Genomic DNA, 15,395 nt, shown 5'->3' on the forward strand with positions numbered 1-15,395 from the left:
CAATATCAGCGCCGCTGAGCTTAGGATCTCCACCATGACCTTGATGAAGGACATCATTAACATCCCCGAGCGGGTCCACCAGGGCGACTTTGTCCTGAAGCTGACCGAGGGGGTGAGTCACGCCGAGCAGACGCTGCGCGACTATGTGGTGACGCCCCAGTTGGTGCAGTGCTTCGATAATGCCCTGGGCTTTATCCGCCAGGCGGTGGAGGGTCACAGCAGCAAGGCGGCCTATCTGCACGGCAGCTTCGGGTCGGGTAAGAGCCATTTCATGGCGGTGCTCAATCTGCTGCTCGCGGGCAACGTGCAGGCGCGTTCCATCGCTGAGCTTGCGGACCTGGTGGCCCGCCACAATGACTGGACCCAGGGACGGCGCTTCCTGCTGGTGCCCTATCACATGATTGGTGCGCGTGACATGGAGTCGGCCATCCTGGGTCAGTACGCCGATTATGTACGGCGTCTGCACCCGGAGGCGCCGGTGCCCGGATTCTACCTGGCCGATCGCCTCTTCCAGGATGCCCAAGGGCTGCGCGCTCAGTTGGGGGATGATCTTTTCTTCACCCGGCTCAACGCGGCGCCGGGTGGCGGCGACGGCTGGGGGGACATGGATGGCGGCTGGGATGCCGACAGCTTCGAGGCGGCTACCCTGGAGGCGCCCAATGGTGAGGAGCGGATTCGGCTCGTCAGCAGTCTGATTGCGTCCTATTTTCCGTCCTACGCGGAGTTCGCCGCGAATTTCTCCGAGGTGGATGCCAACAACCAGCTCAAGGAACGCGGCTTTGTGGGCCTGGATCTCGGGCTGTCCATCATGAGTCGCCATGCCCAGGCCCTGGGCTATGACGCGGTGATCCTGTTTCTGGACGAGCTGATCCTGTGGCTGGCGAGCCGGGCGGCGGATGTCTCATTCGTCAGCAGCGAGGGCACCAAGCTGGTGAAGTTGGTGGAGGCCACCCACGCGGACCGGCCGATCCCGCTGGTGAGCTTTGTCGCCCGTCAGCGGGACCTGCGCGAACTGGTCGGCGAGAACCTGGCCGGGGCCTTGCAGCTTCAGTTTGCGGATGTGCTCAAGCACTGGGAGGCGCGCTTCCATGTCATCACCCTGGAGGACCGCAACCTCCCGGCCATCGCCGAGAAGCGGGTGCTGCGCCCAAGCAGCGAGGCTGCACGCCAGGAGCTGGAACAGGCCTTTAACGGCTTTCTGTCGGTGCGTCGCGAGGTGCTGGATACCCTGCTGACCACCACCGCGGATCGGGAGATGTTCCGCCAGGTCTATCCCTTCAGCCCGGCCCTGGTGCAGGCCTTGATTGCGGTCTCATCGGTGTTGCAACGCGAACGCACCGCCCTGAAGCTGATGCTGCAATTGCTGGTGGACCGGCGCGAGGATTTGGAGCTGGGTCAGATCATCCCGGTGGGGGACCTCTATGACGTGATCGCGCAGGGCGACGAGCCCTTCTCCGATGCCATGCGCATTCACTTCGATAATGCCAAGCGGCTCTATCATCAGAGGCTGCTGCCGCTCCTGGAGCGCACCCATGGCGTGACCTGGCAGGACCTCAAGGCGGGGATCGCCGATATCGGCAAGGCCAGGAACCTGCGCAACGACGCGCGGTTGGTCAAAACCCTGCTGCTGGCGGCACTGGTGCCGGAGGTGGACACGCTCAAGGCGCTGACCGCGCCGCGACTGGCCGCGCTCAATCATGGCTCGTTTCGCTCGCCGATCCCCGGTCGGGAGGGCCAGGACGTGCTGCGCCGCTGCCGGGACTGGGCGGCCGAGGTGGGTGAGATCAAGGTCACCGACGATGCCAATCCGGTGATCTCGATTGCGGTGACCGGCGTGGACATCGAACCCATCGTGCGGGAGGCCGAGGGTCATCAGGACAATCCCGGTAATCGGCGCCGCAAGGTCCGGGAGCTGTTGTTCGAGCAACTCGGCATCGCCGATTCGAGCGACCTGTTCACCATTTACTCCTACACCTGGCGCGGGACCCGACGTGAGGTGGAGCTGGTCTACGAGAATGTGCGCGAAATGGCGGATGACCGTCTGCGCGGGCGCGACGGCAGTTGGACGGTGGTGGTGGATTATCCCTTCGACGCGGCCAACCGGACCCCGGCCGACGACCTGGCACGCCTTGGCGAATACCGGGGCGGTGACACGCGCACCCTGGTGTGGCTGCCCTCCTTTCTCTCCGAGCGGACCCTGCGCGACCTGGGCCGACTGGTGGCACTGGATTACATCCTCGCCGGTGAGCGATTCAACGATTATGCCGGTCATCTATCCCTGGTGGATCGGGGGCCAGCGCGGGCGCTGGCAAAGAATAGCCGCGACCAGCTCCAGAGCCGCTTACGGCAATGTCTGGAGGTGGCTTATGGCATCGCGGGCGAGCCGCGCGACGCCATCGCCAGCCGCTTGAGCCCGGACGACCAGTTCCGGTCGCTCGACCCGACCCTTAAGCCCCGCCCGCCGGTCGGTGCGGGACTCAAGGGGGCCTTCGAGGGCCTGCTGGATCAGCTGTTCAGCCATCAGTTCCCCGCCCATCCCCGCTTCGATACCGAGGTCAAATCGGCCGCCTTGAAGAAGGTCTGGCCTGAGCTCGGGCGCGCCATGGAGGCCACCGATGGCCGCGTGCCGGTGTTGGATAAGGCGACCCGGGGGCTGGTGCGCGCGATTGCGGGTCCACTGAATCTGGGCGAGATGGGCGAGACCCATTTCGTGCTGGGTCAGCATTGGAAGGCCCATTTCGAGCAGACCCAGGCGCGCGAGGGCGGACCCATCACCGTGGCCCGGCTGCGCCAGTGGCTGGATCAGCCCCAGGCCATGGGGTTGCCGACGGAAGTGGCGAACCTGATCGTGCTGGTCTTCGCCGGTCAGACCAACCGGTCTTTCTTTCTCAACCAGGGCCCCTTCCAGCCTAGCCTGGACAACCTCCCCGGGGCGCTGGAACTGCGCGAGCAAGCGCTGCCTGGGCTGGAGGATTGGGAGCGGGCGGCGGCGCGGGCCGGGGCGCTGTTCGGACTGGCGCCGCTGCGGACCCGCACGGCCGCCAATGTCGCGAAGCTGGTGGAGGATGTGCTCGCCAAGGCGCGGGAGGCCAAAGGGCCACTGGCCAGCCTGTTGGGCAGCCTGCAACTGCGGCTGGCTGCCTATGGGGCCGGCGATGAGACCCAGGCCGCCGAGCCCCCCCGCCTGATCACCGCGCGCTCGGCCCAAGCACTGCTGGCGGCACTGGTGAGCGCTGAGTCAGACCAGGTGGTCAGCGTGCTGGCGCAGAGTCCGATCGAGACATCAGAGGCCGCGTTGGCACAGACCCTGGCCCGGGCCAAGCCGCTTGACGAGTCGTTACGCATGGGATGGGAGCTGTTTGAGGCGGTGACCGCCCTGTCCGACCATCGCCAGGCGGCCGCCTTGGGGATCAAGGCCCGGATTGCCGAGGTCCTGGCCGCGGACGAGCACGTCATCGCCCTCAAGCCGGCCTTGGACGAGCAGCAGGCCAAGGCGTTACGGCTGTTGACCGATGTACCCAAGCCCCCGAAGCCGCTCCCACCCGAACCACCGAAGCCGCCAAGGCCCGAACCAGAGACGGTCGTGGTGCGTGAGGCCGAGGCGGTGAATCTCGACCCCGGGCAGGCGCGCACCCTGCTGGACGCCATTCGTACCGAGATGGATCAGGACAGCGCGCTGCGACTGTCGGTCAGCTGGCGCTTGCTGAAGACCACAGGCAAAACCTGATGGTGCCAACGCGCAATCAGATTGTCGCTCAAGTCGAGGCCGTGTTGGCGCGGGACCCGCAAGCCCGCTGCATCGCCATCCGCTCCCCGACGGCGCAAGGCTTGCCTGACTCCGTGTCCGTGGGTCACCGGGCGTTTCGGCTGCACTGGTGTCCATCCAGCCTCGCCGCACGCCAGGCATTGATCCAGATCGAGGCGTCGCCAGCCGATGGCGTCATCCTGCTGACGCACTTAAGCGATGCCGCACTCGGCGCCGACACGCTCGCGCGGCTCTCCCGGGGGCGCGTCTTTCAGGTCGAGCGCTGGGACATGGTGCGTCAGGTGTTTCAGGCAACGGAGATCGACTCCCGTCTGGCGGCTCAAGGCTGGATGGCTCAGGCGCTGCTGGAGTACCTGCCAACAGGTGGCTATCCGCCCGTTGCCGGGGGCTTTCTCGACCTAGAAACCGCGTGGAAGCAGGTGTTGAACGGCAGTCTGGGGCTACCGCAGGCGCGCCCGGACCTGGTGAGCCTGCTGCGTTGGACCATGGCGGCGGATCACGTCGGGCGCTTTATGCGACTACCCGCGCAGACCCAGCCGCAGATCGTGGCCTGGCTCGCCGACTGCGCGGGCCCGGTGGGTGAACTCGTCATGGGTTGCGTGGCCGCAGGCAACGCCGCGTACGCACTGCCCATCGGCTTACTGTGGAGTCTGGTGCTCGCCCCCGGAGGCGTTGGACTCCCGGAACTGGCGGCGGCCGCGGTGCGCTTGGAGCGCTACACCGGGGACCGTCGTATTGCGCCGCCACAAGGCCGCCGCTGGGCGGACGCGGCGATTTGGTTGCTGCGCAGCCTCCCCGAAGACAGCGCCCGACCCGCGATCGAGCGGGCGGAAGGCCTGCTGCGGGAACTGCATCTGGTCGGCTACGCGGGATTGAGCGACGTGCTGCCAAGCGGTTTCGAGGCGCGGCTCTCGGTGTTTGGCCTGGCCTTGGACGCCCTGTTGGGTCAAGCATCCATGGCCGCGTTGGTCCGGGTGGAGCAGGCCGCCAGTCAGGTACTCCAGCACGACCTGGGCGACCGACCCGGGACGCGCGTTGCGCGGGTGCAGATGGCCTTGCGTCTGGCACGCTGGCTGGTTGCCGCACAAGCGCCCGGCGCAGCGCCTGCCACCAAGGCGAGCCTGGCCACTGGTTTCCCCAACCTGGCGCAGCGTTATGCTACCGATGGCGCCTATGTCGATTGGGCTCGGATCAAGTTGTTGGGGGGGGATGAACTGGCCGCGCTGTCAGCGACCTACAGGGTACTGGCCGCGCGGGTACGGGAGCGGCGCGAAGACTTCAATCAGCGGTTTGCCGCGGCGCTCGCGACCTGGAACCTCGAACCCGCCCCGGCCGCGGATTGCCTGCCGGTCGAGTCGGTGTTGGAGCAGTTCCTGGCCCCCCTGGCCAGGCAGGCGCCGGTGCTGTTCCTGGTGGTCGATGGGCTGAGTTTGCCCGTCTTCCGGGAGATCTGTGCGGACCTGATGCGCTCCGGCTGGATGGAGCAGATCCCCGCGGACGCAGCCAACGCGCGGGTCGGGATCGCGGCCCTACCGACCGTCACCGAGATCAGCCGGGCGAGCCTGCTGGCAGGGCGACTGACCGCCGGGGCGGCACACCAGGAAAAGACGGCCTTCGCCGCCCATGAGGGCCTGCTGGCGGCGTCCAAGTCGGGCGGCAAACCCATCCTGTTCCACAAAGGCGAACTCGGTGAGGCCGGCGGCCTTGCCGAGCAGGTGCGCGCGGTGATCGGCACCGCCACCCGACGCGTGGTCGGCCTGGTCTACAACGCGGTGGATGACCATCTCAGCGGCTCGGATCAACTCCACCTGCGCTGGTCACTGGACGATTTGCGGCTGCTGCGCCCCCTGCTCTATGAGGCGAGCACGGCGGGGCGCACCCTGATCATCACCGCCGATCATGGCCATGTCATCGACGAGCAGACCGTGCAGCGCACCGCGGCCGATGGCGACCGTTGGCGCAACGCGATCCATGGCGAAGGCGGCCCGGTCCAGGCGGATGAAACCCTGCTCGAAGGCGGGCGGGTGTGTGCCCCCAACGGCGGAAGCCGCATCGTTTGCGCCTGGAGTGAGCTCCTGCGTTACAGCGGAAAGAAAAACGGTTACCACGGTGGGGTATCGCCGCAGGAGGTGGTGGTGCCATTGAGCGTGTTCATCCCACCCTTGTGCAGCCTGGATGGCTGGAAGCCAGCGCCGCCCAGCCAGCCGGAGTGGTGGGAGGACACTATCAGGAGCGCGGTGGGCCCGCCCGTGCCGGTCGTACCCAAGCAGAAACGGCGGGCCCGGGATGAGACCATGTCCGACCTCTTCGGCCACGAGCCACTGGGGGAGCCACCGGCGGCCCAGGTGGATTGGATTGCGGCCCTGCTCGCGAGCCCGACCTATCGGCAGCAGCGCCAATTGGCCGCCCGCGTCGCACCGCAGGACGAGGATGTTCGGCGTCTATTGGAAGCGCTCGACACGCGGGGCGGTAAGCTCGGCAAGACGGCCCTGGCGCAACGCCTGGGGATGCCCCTGATGCGCGTGAGCGGTTTCGTGAATGCCGCCCGGCGCGTGCTCAACCTGGATCAGTCCGCGGTACTGACCCTGAACGAGGTGACCGGGCAGATCGAATTCAACCGTGAATTGCTGGATGTGCAATTCCAACTGAAAACCCACGGGGTCTGAGGCAATCAACATGGTCAGTCAGCACAGACGCGCCGAGATCGTCGACGCCCTGCGGCGCGGCACGGTCCCGCAGAATGGACTGGATGCACTCGCCGTCGGGATCGAGCGGTTTGCGGCGACACTGGATGAAGAGCTGGACGCCGCGGCGCTCGGACGCGGCCTCTTCAAGGCGGTGCGCGGGGAATATGGTGCCGGCAAGACCTTCTTCGGCCGCTGGTTGCAGGAGCGCGCACGTACACGCCGGCTGGCCACCAGCGAGGTGCAGATTTCCGAAACGGACACCCCGTTGCACCGGATGGAAACGCTCTACCGGCGGGTGGTGGAGCGGATCAGCACCGCCGATTCGGGCGAAGGGGCCTTCCGGGGCATCATCGACGGCTGGTTTTACGCGCTGGAACAGGACGTACTGGCCGACGGTCGCATCGACGCCCAGGATGGGGACACCCTGATCGCCGCCACGGAAGCGCTGATGGAGACTCGCCTGGCCGCGGTGACCAAGGTCGCACCGGCCTTTTCTGCCACCTTGCGCGCCTATCGCCGCGCCTTGCAGGCCGAGGATCACGCCCTGGCGGACGGGCTGATCGCCTGGTTGTCCGGACAACCCAATGTGGCGGCACCGATTCGCCGGGCGGCCGGCATCAAGGGCGAGATCGATCACTTTGGCGCCGGCAACTTTCTGGCGGGTTTGCTCATCATCCTGCGCGACTCTGGTTTTTCGGGGTTGTTGCTGGTACTCGACGAGGTCGAGACCCTACAGCGCATGCGCGCTGACACCCGTGAAAAAGGTCTCAATGCACTGCGCCAGTGGATCGACGAGATCGATGCAGGCCGTTTCCCCGGACTCTATCTGCTCATCACCGGCACCCCGGCCTTCTTCGACGGCCCCCAGGGCGCGCAACGCCTGGCACCTCTGGCCCAGCGACTACATACAGATTTCATGACGGACGCGCGCTTCGACAATCCACGGGCGGTGCAGATCCGGCTGCCCGGCTTCGATCAGCAGTTATTGGCCGCGGTCGGGAGCAAGGTGCGCGACATCTATGGGTCGGGCTGCCAGGCCCCGGAGCGGGTGTTGCGGCGAGTGAACGATGACTATATCGCCGCACTTGCTCAAGCGGTCACGGGCAATCTGGGTGGCCGGGTGGGGGTGGCACCACGGGTTTTTCTCAAGAAACTGGTCGGCGATGTGCTGGACCGGGTCGATCAATATCCCGACTTCGACCCGCGCGCCCATTACGCGTTGACGATTGCGGACACCGAGCTGTCTGCCCAGGAACGCGCTGGCCGTGGTGCGAGCAGCGTGGACGACATTGAGCTGTGAGCCCAACCGTGGGCATCAACGCATTCGAGCGGCTGCATCCGGCGGTTCAATATCACGTCGTCAACTCACTGGGTTGGCAACAGCTACGCCCCCAGCAGCTGGCGGCGATCGTGCCCGTCCTGGCCGGGCAACATTGCCTGGTGCTGGCGCCCACGGCGGGCGGTAAGACCGAGGCGGCACTCCTGCCGGTGCTCTCGCGCATGCTCACGGAGGATTGGAGGGGGTTAAGCGTCCTCTACATTTGCCCGCTCAAGGCCCTGCTCAACGACCTGGAGCATCGCTTGAGCCGCTATGCCGCCCTGGTTGGCCGGCGCGTACAGGTCTGGCACGGTGATATCAGCCACAGCGCCAAGACCCGGAGCCTGCGCGAGGCACCGGATATCCTGTTGACGACCCCGGAGTCGCTGGAAGGGATGTTGATCTCGCGGCATGTGGATCGAGGGGCCTGGTTCGGTGCGCTGCGCGTGGCGATCATTGATGAGCTGCACGCCTTTGCCGGGGATGACCGGGGCTGGCACCTGCGCTCGCTCTTGGGACGGCTGGGGGCCTTTGCCGCCGGCCCGATTCAACGGATCGGGCTGTCGGCGACCATCGGCAACCCGCAAGAACTACTCGGCTGGCTGACGGCCGGCTGTGTTGGGGAGCCCGCGGGAGTCGTGGTCGGCGAACCCGCGCCCGCGGGGGAGGCGCAGGTCACCATTGACTTCGTCGGGAACGCCGCGAATGCAGCGACCGTGATTGCCCGGTTGCACCACGGCGCCAAGCGCCTGGTGTTCTGTGACAGCCGCGCCCGCGTCGAAGAGCTCAGCCATGCCCTGCGGGACCTGGGGGTGCGGACCTTTGTCTCTCACGCCTCGTTGAGCGCGGCGCAACGCCATCACGCGGAACAGGCCTTCGGCCAAGACAGCGACTGCGTCATCGTGGCGACCAGCACCCTGGAACTCGGCATCGATGTCGGAGATCTGGACCACGTGATCCAGATCGATGCGCCCGCCACGGTGTCGTCCTTCCTGCAGCGGATGGGGCGCACGGGCAGGCGCACCGGCAGCCCGCGCAATTGCCTCTTCCTGACGACCACGGACGAGGCCCTCCTGATCGCCTGCGCCCTGGTGTCCCTGTGGCAAGCCGGCTTCGTGGAGCCGGTCGAGCCGCCGCCCGAACCCTGGCATCTGGTCGCCCAGCAGGCGATGGCCCTGGTGCTGCAAGAAGGGGGCACGCTGGAAACGGCCGCCTGGCTGGCACAGTTGGCAACCCTGTTCCCGGAACTGGCGCCGACCGGCATCGAGTCGGTGACTCGGTTCATGTTGGCCAACGACATACTGGCGGAGCAGGACGGTCTGCTCGGCTTCGGCAGCCGCGGCGAGCGGCTTTACGGCCGCCGGCATTTTCTCGACCTGCTCTCATCATTCGCGACGCCCATTCAGGTCGCCGTGCGACACGGGACCGTCGAGTTGGGCAGTGTCGATCCCCTGTCGCTGCAAAGCGGGGACGGTGCCCCCTGCATCCTGCTGCTTGGCGGGCGCAGTTGGCAGGTGGCGAGCGTGGATTGGCCGCAACGCGTGGCCTGGGTCGAGCCCAGTGGCGAGCCGGGCAAGGCGCGGTGGATGGCCAGTTCCCGCGCGCTTGGCTTCGCGCTCTGTCAGGGCGTACAGCGGATCCTTTGCGTCGGTGGGGCAGGCCTTACCCTGTCGCGGCGGGCCCAGGCCCACCTTCAGGAACTCCTGGCCGAGCTGCCCCAATTGAACCCGGACAGCACCAGCATCCAACACCTGGGTGACGGGGTCTTTCGTTGGTGGACCTTTGCCGGCGGACGGGCCAATGCCACCCTGGCCGCCTTGCTACGCCCTGGCATCCGCGGGCTACGCAGCAACGACTTCTATTTGGAGGGGCGGGGTGCGTTTGACCGGCCGCAGGTGCGCGGCCTGATGTCCGAGGCCGATACGACATCCCTGGCGCGCCAAATGGCGCGGACTATGCCGCTCGCAGTTAAATTCGCCGATGCGTTGCCAGAGTCCGCCCTCCTGGCCATGACGGCAGCCCGGGTGCTGGATGTGTCGACAGCGAGGGCCGTGATCGAACAGGGGGTAGACCCAACGCCTGCGTCGTGAGCCGACAATCAGTCATCGTCGCGGCGCGTCGCCAGGGCGATCAGGTTGCCGTTCCCGTCCACCTCGGCGTGGAACTCGATGGGGCGGCAGCACACGGGGCAGTCTTCAATATAGCGCTGGCTGCCCGCCGAACAGTCCACCGTGGTCTCGAAGTCCTCGCCGCAGTAGGGGCACTCGACTTGCGTGTTTTCCAGCATTCGGCATTTCCTCGCGGCGGAGCGGATCGGGACGAGAAACGGTTCGGGAGCGGCCGGCCGGCGAATCCCGGGGGCCTTGCCGCGGCAGTTCAGGGCCCAGGTCCCCGGGCGGATTCGCGAGGCGCGCGACTCTGCGGTAGGCTAGATCTCGTCAAGCCCAGCGCACGCCGGAGACACCCATGCCCCATGACCCGCATCTGATCGATTGTCGCACGCTCGCCGCAGTCTCCGACATCGTCGTATTCGATTGCCGTTTCAACCTCTCAGACCCCGGCTGGGGCGAGCGCGTCTATCGCGAAGGCCATCTGCCCGGCGCCCGCTTTGCCGATCTGAACCGAGACCTGTCTTCGCCCATCGGACCAACGAGCGGGCGCCACCCATTGCCGGACGCTGAGGGACTTGCATGCAAACTCGGCCTCTGGGGGGTAGACCGGTCGGTGCAGGTCGCGGTCTACGACGATGCCGGCGGCGCCTTTGCCGTGCGCCTGTGGTGGCTGTTGCGCTGGCTCGGACACCCCGCGGTGGCGCTGCTCGACGGCGGCCTCCAGGCGTGGTCGGCCATGGGCGGCGACTTGACCGCCGGCCTGCCGCAACCGCAGCCGAGACGCTTCGAGGCCCATGTGAATGACGCCGCCTGGGTGACCAGCGCCGAGTTGGTGGCCGGTCGTGCCGAGAACCGGTTGCAGGTGATCGATGCCCGCGCCCCGGTCCGGTTCCGCGGCGAATCGGAGCCCATCGATCGGGTGGCCGGACATATCCCCGGCGCCATCAATCTCCCGTTGCAGGGCAACCTGACTGCGGACGGGCGGTTTCTGTCGCCAGGTCAACTGCGCGCGCGCTTTCTCGGCGCACTCGGCGAGCGGCCGCCGCACGCGGCAGTCCATTCCTGCGGTTCGGGCGTCAACGCGTGCCATAATCTGCTAGCGATGGAGGTCGCTGGCCTATCCGGCTCGAAACTTTACGCCGGGTCCTGGAGTGAATGGATTCGCGACCCACAAGGTTCGGTCGCCCGCGGCGACTAGGAGGCCGGCCTTGACCGACAAACAAGCGGAACCAGTGCCGCTGAATGGAGACGAACTCGCAATGATGAGCCGCGCGTCAGCCACTGGGCGAGCGCCCGGTTTCGCCGGCCTGCGACGGGGTCTCCCGAGCCGCTGCGGGCCAGCCCTGCTGGCGCTCGCGCTTGCCGGGGGTACGGCAGGCTGCGCCCTCGGCGCCCGCTCACCGCTGATCGGCCTCGCGGTGAGCGTCACGGCACCCATCGCCATACCGCCCCAACAGGCCCACGCCGTCCTGCAGGACGGCCGGCTTGCCAACGCCAGCAACCGGCTTAATTCCTGGTGCGAGTTGGAGGTCCGGACGCTCTCGGGTGCCGAACCGCAGTCGATCGCGCGCGGGCACTTCCACGTGAGCCGGGTCTCCAGCCGCCTGCTCTTGGACCCGACGACCCGCATCCCGGTCAGCTACGGCGCGAGCAGTTGTTCTGACCCGCTGTTTCAGGAAGAGGTCTGGTGGCTGTCCGCGACCGAGCCGAGTGACGTCATGTACCTTCGCTGCATCGCCCCCTACTACAATTGCGCCTTCGGTCTGCCGCTGTCGCCGGTCCAGGTCCAGCAGCAAGTCGGCCCGTACTTGACCATCCGCCCGAATGGCCTTGATCATAAGGTCGGCCACTGAGGGGCGCGTCGACGGCCATTTGTTCATCTCGGTCCTGGCCTATCCGTTCGTCCAACTGATTCGTCGCCGCCTGCGGGCGCAGGGGATCAGCGACCGCTGGTCGACCCTGCGCGGACACCCTCGCCGGGCAGTGCCGGGTCATCACCACCTTCCTCCGTGCCGACGGACGCAGCTTGCATGTACGCAAGGCGACCCGTGCCGAACCGGCGCAGTTGGCGATCATTCAGGCGCTGGGCAGTGATCCCAGCCCGGGAGGGATACAGAAGATAGCTGTCTAAGCCGCCCGGTTTCGCAAAATTGCACGGTTGTAGTGCCACTAACCGACTTTTCTTGCTATAAGCGGAGGATCTTAAGAGTAAAATAATCTGGGGTGTTAAACTTGGACTAAGACGGTATACCACAGCCTGGGCGAGTACGCCCGTGGTGAGGACGGCGACGGCTTCCACGAGGTCCATGTCAAACCCATGGAGGGCTTCTGGTCACTGTTGCGCTCCTGGCTCCGTCCTCATCGCGGGATCCCCCAGGAGAAATTGCCGCTCTACCTGGGATTCTTTCAGTTCACACACAACGTCCGCGCGTGCGGCCGGGGGGTGCTCCAGCCCATGCTCTCGGCCTTGCTGACCAGCGTCGTCTGAAACGCAGGAGGCGCCTAGGTACTATATTGATGCGATAGCCCTGCGTCGGCCCCGTTTTTCGCCTCAGGTCCTGCAATGATGAATGACCGTGAAACCAATCTCGACATCGGCCAATCTGAGCACTCCCCCGCTGGCAGCCATGGGCCGCTGACCTATGCGGCCACGATCGCCGATGCGCGCGCCACCATCCTGAAAGAACTGGCCCTGAGCAAGACCAACACCTCAGCGGTTACGCTCGCTCTGGTCGATGACCGGCGCCTGCTGTGGGCGGAGGCATTTGGGTCGATCGACCGGACGTCGAGCCAGACGCCAACCACCGAAACGCTCTTTTGCGTCGCCTCATGCAGCAAGGTGATCGCCGCCGTTGCCACGATGATCTTGGTCGATCGCGGGCTGGTCGAACTCGACGCCCCGCTGGTGCGTTATGTACCCGCTTTCCGCCTGGCCGATGGTGAAGCCTACCGCGACATCACGGTACGCATGCTGCTCGACCATTCGTCCGGTTTGCCTGGCACCTTCTTTCCCAACGTCCTCACCATCGTCCCGGTTCATGGCTATTCCGCCCACTTCCTGGATGCCCTGGCCAGCGAACGCCTGAAGCATGCACCGGGCGAGCTGGCCGTCTATTGCAACGACGGCTTCACACTCATCGAATGCCTGATCGCCGCCGTGACGGGTCGGCCCTACACCGCGTTCGTCGAGCAGGAAATCCTGACGCCCGTGGGCATGAATCACAGTCACTTCGGGCTGGAACGCTTCGACACCGGCCGCTTTGCCCCGGCACTGGATGGCGCGGGTCGACCCGAACCCCAGGAATATGTCAACGTCTATGCCAGTGGACTCTTTTCGACACCCAGCGATATGGGACGGTTGGCGATGATGTTGCTCAACCGGGGGCGGGTGGGGGATCAGTCCCTCCTCTCGTCGGACGCCGTCGCCGAGATGGGCCGGGATCAAACCGTCGATCGACCGCTCAACCCGATCACGGACCACTACGCCCATTTCGGTCTGGGCTGGGACGGCGTTCGCCAGGGCGGACTGGCCGCGGTCGGGGTGACGGCCTGGTTTAAGGCAGGGGATGCGGATCATTATCACAGCTATCTGATCGTCGCCCCCGACGAGCGGCTGGCGATCACGGTCAGTTTGACGAACGGCTCGACGATGGCGAGTGTCGCCGGCGTCCTGGCCGAGCGCATCCTACTCAATGCCCTGGCCGAACGCGGGAGTATTGCGACCGTTGCGGCGGCGCCGGCACCCGACCCAGGACCAGCCATTCCGGCCAGCGACGCCGACCTGGCCGCCATCGCCGGCATCTATGCCAGCAGCTATGGGCCACGCCGACTGGAGGTTCAGGCCGATCGCACCGTGACCCTGTCGAATTTCGTTGACGGGCGATGGCTCCCCTCGCTCGCCGGCCTCAGACGGCGCCAGAGCGGTTACTTCGTGGCCGATCACCGTCCGGAAGTGGCGTATCGGCAGGTCGTCGCGGCTGGCCGTCGTTACCTGGCCGTACGCCGGCCTGGCGGGCTCGGGCATTACGCAATGGAACTTCCCGACAGCCATGACCTGCCTCCGGGTGAGCCTCTATCCCCCAGATGGCAGGCGCGTGTCGGTCGACACTGGCTGATCGTCGATGACCCGTTCAGTGCCTTCCTGGCATTGGGTCGCCAGCCACCCCTGTTCGGCTTGGGTCTGATCCCGGGGCTGGAGGGCTATGTCGCCGCTTTGGTGATCACCGCGGGGCTAAGACTGGTGCAGGTCTTGGACCCGCGCGAAGGCCACGCGTGCGCCCGGATGTGCCTCAAGATCCCCGTCGACAATGGTTGGGGCCTCAACGATCTGGTGATCGAGGAGCGGGATGGTGAGGAATGGGTCAATTGGGGTGGCCTCCGGTACCGTCCGTTGGCAACGGTGCCGCCTTTGGAGTGGAGCCAGGGGACAGTGACCATCGGCCATGAGGGCCTGGGGGAGTGGCGCCGGCTGCCGGCGGCCGCGTCCTTGACCCTGACCGGCAGCAGCGCCTGGTATCTGTACGACCCCGAATTCACGCTCCTGGAGCGGGGCCTGAAGGCGGGAGCCGTTGGTGCGGTTCCTGGCGGTTCCTACCTAGTAATGCATGGTCGACCGCGCACAACGCTGACGTTGACGGTGAATCAGCACACGTCGGGCAAACCGTCCTGAACGGAAACGGCACAGGCACCGACTGAATTCCTTCCCTGCCTGTCACCTAAACGTTCGTTGTGTGACACCTCGAAGGAACCGGACTTGGCCACCTGGGGCCACCCGCGTCCCGCCGCCGCCGCCGCCAACTCTACGAACTCTTCGGCGATTTTGCGCCCCCGCGCAGGTCGCTTGACCCAGACGTGCATGAGATCTTCCCTCAGGCTGAAAATGGCCAAAGTCCAGTTGATGTGACGAAATTCGACGCGGCGCACCAGGATCAGGCAATCGAAGAGGGTTGCGTGCGGTTTCAGGCTCGAGGCGGTGGAGCACGCGAGCACGCGCTACTGCTCGCGCCAGCGATGCACCTACAGAAAATGTCAACGCAAGTTTCAGATGTCCGCTTGTGCGCAAGTTAGAAATGTCCGGTATCCGTCCCCTTTGGCGTAAAACATCCGCCGGCGGCCTGAATCCCGGCGGCGGAAATGAACGCAAAACCGGTCGCTCGCGGGCGCCCTGCGCTACGTCTAGACCGTCGCGGGGTCTTCCGTCGCCGGCCCGCGATAGCGCAGCGCGTCGACCAGCAGCGCGAATGCCGCCGACGGGTGGCGGCGGCTCGGGTAGTAGAGGCGGTATCCCGGAAACGGCGGGCACCAGTCATCGGGGTCTGACAATCATTGGAGGCTCTTCCTGCGTTTCAGGCGGCTGCTAAGTTTTTGTAATATCGTGAAAAGAGGCTTATGATTGCCAGCCGCCAGGAAGGTTTGCAGGTCTCGGAGTTAGGCTGATGATCCCCCTCACAACGCTGCTGGACGACGGCAAGTGTTACGAAGTCCTGCGGCGCTTGCACTGGCCCGAAGGCGTG

Annotated in this window: 10 protein-coding genes and 1 pseudogene; 8 read left to right on the forward strand and 3 right to left on the reverse strand. The window is 66.0% G+C overall.

Annotated features, from left to right (window positions below; all coding sequences use genetic code 11):
- The first annotated feature begins 34 nt into the window (after nucleotides 1-34).
- The 4 genes from QZY44_RS04210 to QZY44_RS04225 are packed head-to-tail and all read left to right on the forward strand — an operon-like array spanning nucleotide 35 to nucleotide 9,861.
- Nucleotides 35-3,727: a phage resistance protein gene (locus QZY44_RS04210; protein WP_295442682.1), complete on the forward strand. Its 3,693-nt coding sequence runs from the start codon at nucleotides 35-37 to the stop codon at nucleotides 3,725-3,727.
- Complete coding sequence (pglZ, locus tag QZY44_RS04215) at nucleotides 3,727-6,432, forward strand: BREX-2 system phosphatase PglZ (RefSeq protein ID WP_295442685.1); 2,706 nt, start codon at nucleotides 3,727-3,729, stop codon at nucleotides 6,430-6,432. The genes QZY44_RS04210 and pglZ overlap by 1 nt, the downstream gene beginning before the upstream one ends.
- A 10-nt stretch (nucleotides 6,433-6,442) precedes the next feature.
- A complete protein-coding gene (gene brxD / locus QZY44_RS04220) occupies nucleotides 6,443-7,753 on the forward strand; it encodes a BREX system ATP-binding protein BrxD (protein WP_295442687.1) in 1,311 nt (436 codons plus the stop codon).
- Complete coding sequence (locus QZY44_RS04225) at nucleotides 7,750-9,861, forward strand: DEAD/DEAH box helicase (protein WP_295442690.1); 2,112 nt, start codon at nucleotides 7,750-7,752, stop codon at nucleotides 9,859-9,861. Before brxD ends, QZY44_RS04225 begins: the two co-directional genes overlap by 4 nt.
- Before the next feature lie 8 nt (nucleotides 9,862-9,869).
- Here QZY44_RS04225 and QZY44_RS04230 read toward each other — a convergent pair whose 3' ends face one another.
- Nucleotides 9,870-10,058 (reverse strand): CPXCG motif-containing cysteine-rich protein, encoded by a 189-nt coding sequence (locus QZY44_RS04230; protein WP_295442692.1) that lies wholly within the window; start codon nucleotides 10,056-10,058, stop codon nucleotides 9,870-9,872.
- A 179-nt stretch (nucleotides 10,059-10,237) separates the two neighbouring features.
- Here QZY44_RS04230 and QZY44_RS04235 point away from each other — a divergent pair, with 179 nt between their 5' ends.
- From QZY44_RS04235 to QZY44_RS04250, 4 genes and pseudogenes are all read left to right on the forward strand, one after another.
- Entirely contained in the window at nucleotides 10,238-11,080 is an 843-nt protein-coding gene (locus tag QZY44_RS04235) for a sulfurtransferase (RefSeq protein ID WP_295442695.1), read from the forward strand.
- 10 nt (nucleotides 11,081-11,090) lie between these two features.
- Entirely contained in the window at nucleotides 11,091-11,735 is a 645-nt protein-coding gene (locus QZY44_RS04240) for a hypothetical protein (protein WP_295442698.1), read from the forward strand.
- Nucleotides 11,734-12,013, forward strand: a pseudogene (locus tag QZY44_RS04245) (transposase); the annotation flags it as partial. The gene QZY44_RS04240 and the pseudogene QZY44_RS04245, both read left to right, overlap by 2 nt.
- Nucleotides 12,014-12,448: 435 nt before the next feature.
- Nucleotides 12,449-14,551, forward strand: coding sequence for a serine hydrolase domain-containing protein (locus QZY44_RS04250; RefSeq protein WP_295442701.1), 2,103 nt, complete (start codon nucleotides 12,449-12,451; stop codon nucleotides 14,549-14,551).
- Here the strand turns inward: QZY44_RS04250 and QZY44_RS04255 are convergent.
- The gene (locus tag QZY44_RS04255) at nucleotides 14,524-14,871 is read right to left on the reverse strand and encodes a hypothetical protein (RefSeq protein WP_295442704.1); all 348 of its coding nucleotides are present in this window, start codon (nucleotides 14,869-14,871) and stop codon (nucleotides 14,524-14,526) included. The genes QZY44_RS04250 and QZY44_RS04255 overlap by 28 nt on opposite strands.
- Nucleotides 14,872-15,057: 186 nt before the next feature.
- Nucleotides 15,058-15,204, reverse strand: a complete 147-nt coding sequence (locus QZY44_RS04260; protein WP_295442706.1) for a hypothetical protein — start codon at nucleotides 15,202-15,204, stop codon at nucleotides 15,058-15,060.
- Nucleotides 15,205-15,395: the final 191 nt, after the last annotated feature.

This window comes from uncultured Thiodictyon sp. (genome assembly GCA_903837595.1).
In the GTDB taxonomy this organism is placed as follows: domain Bacteria; phylum Pseudomonadota; class Gammaproteobacteria; order Chromatiales; family Chromatiaceae; genus Thiodictyon.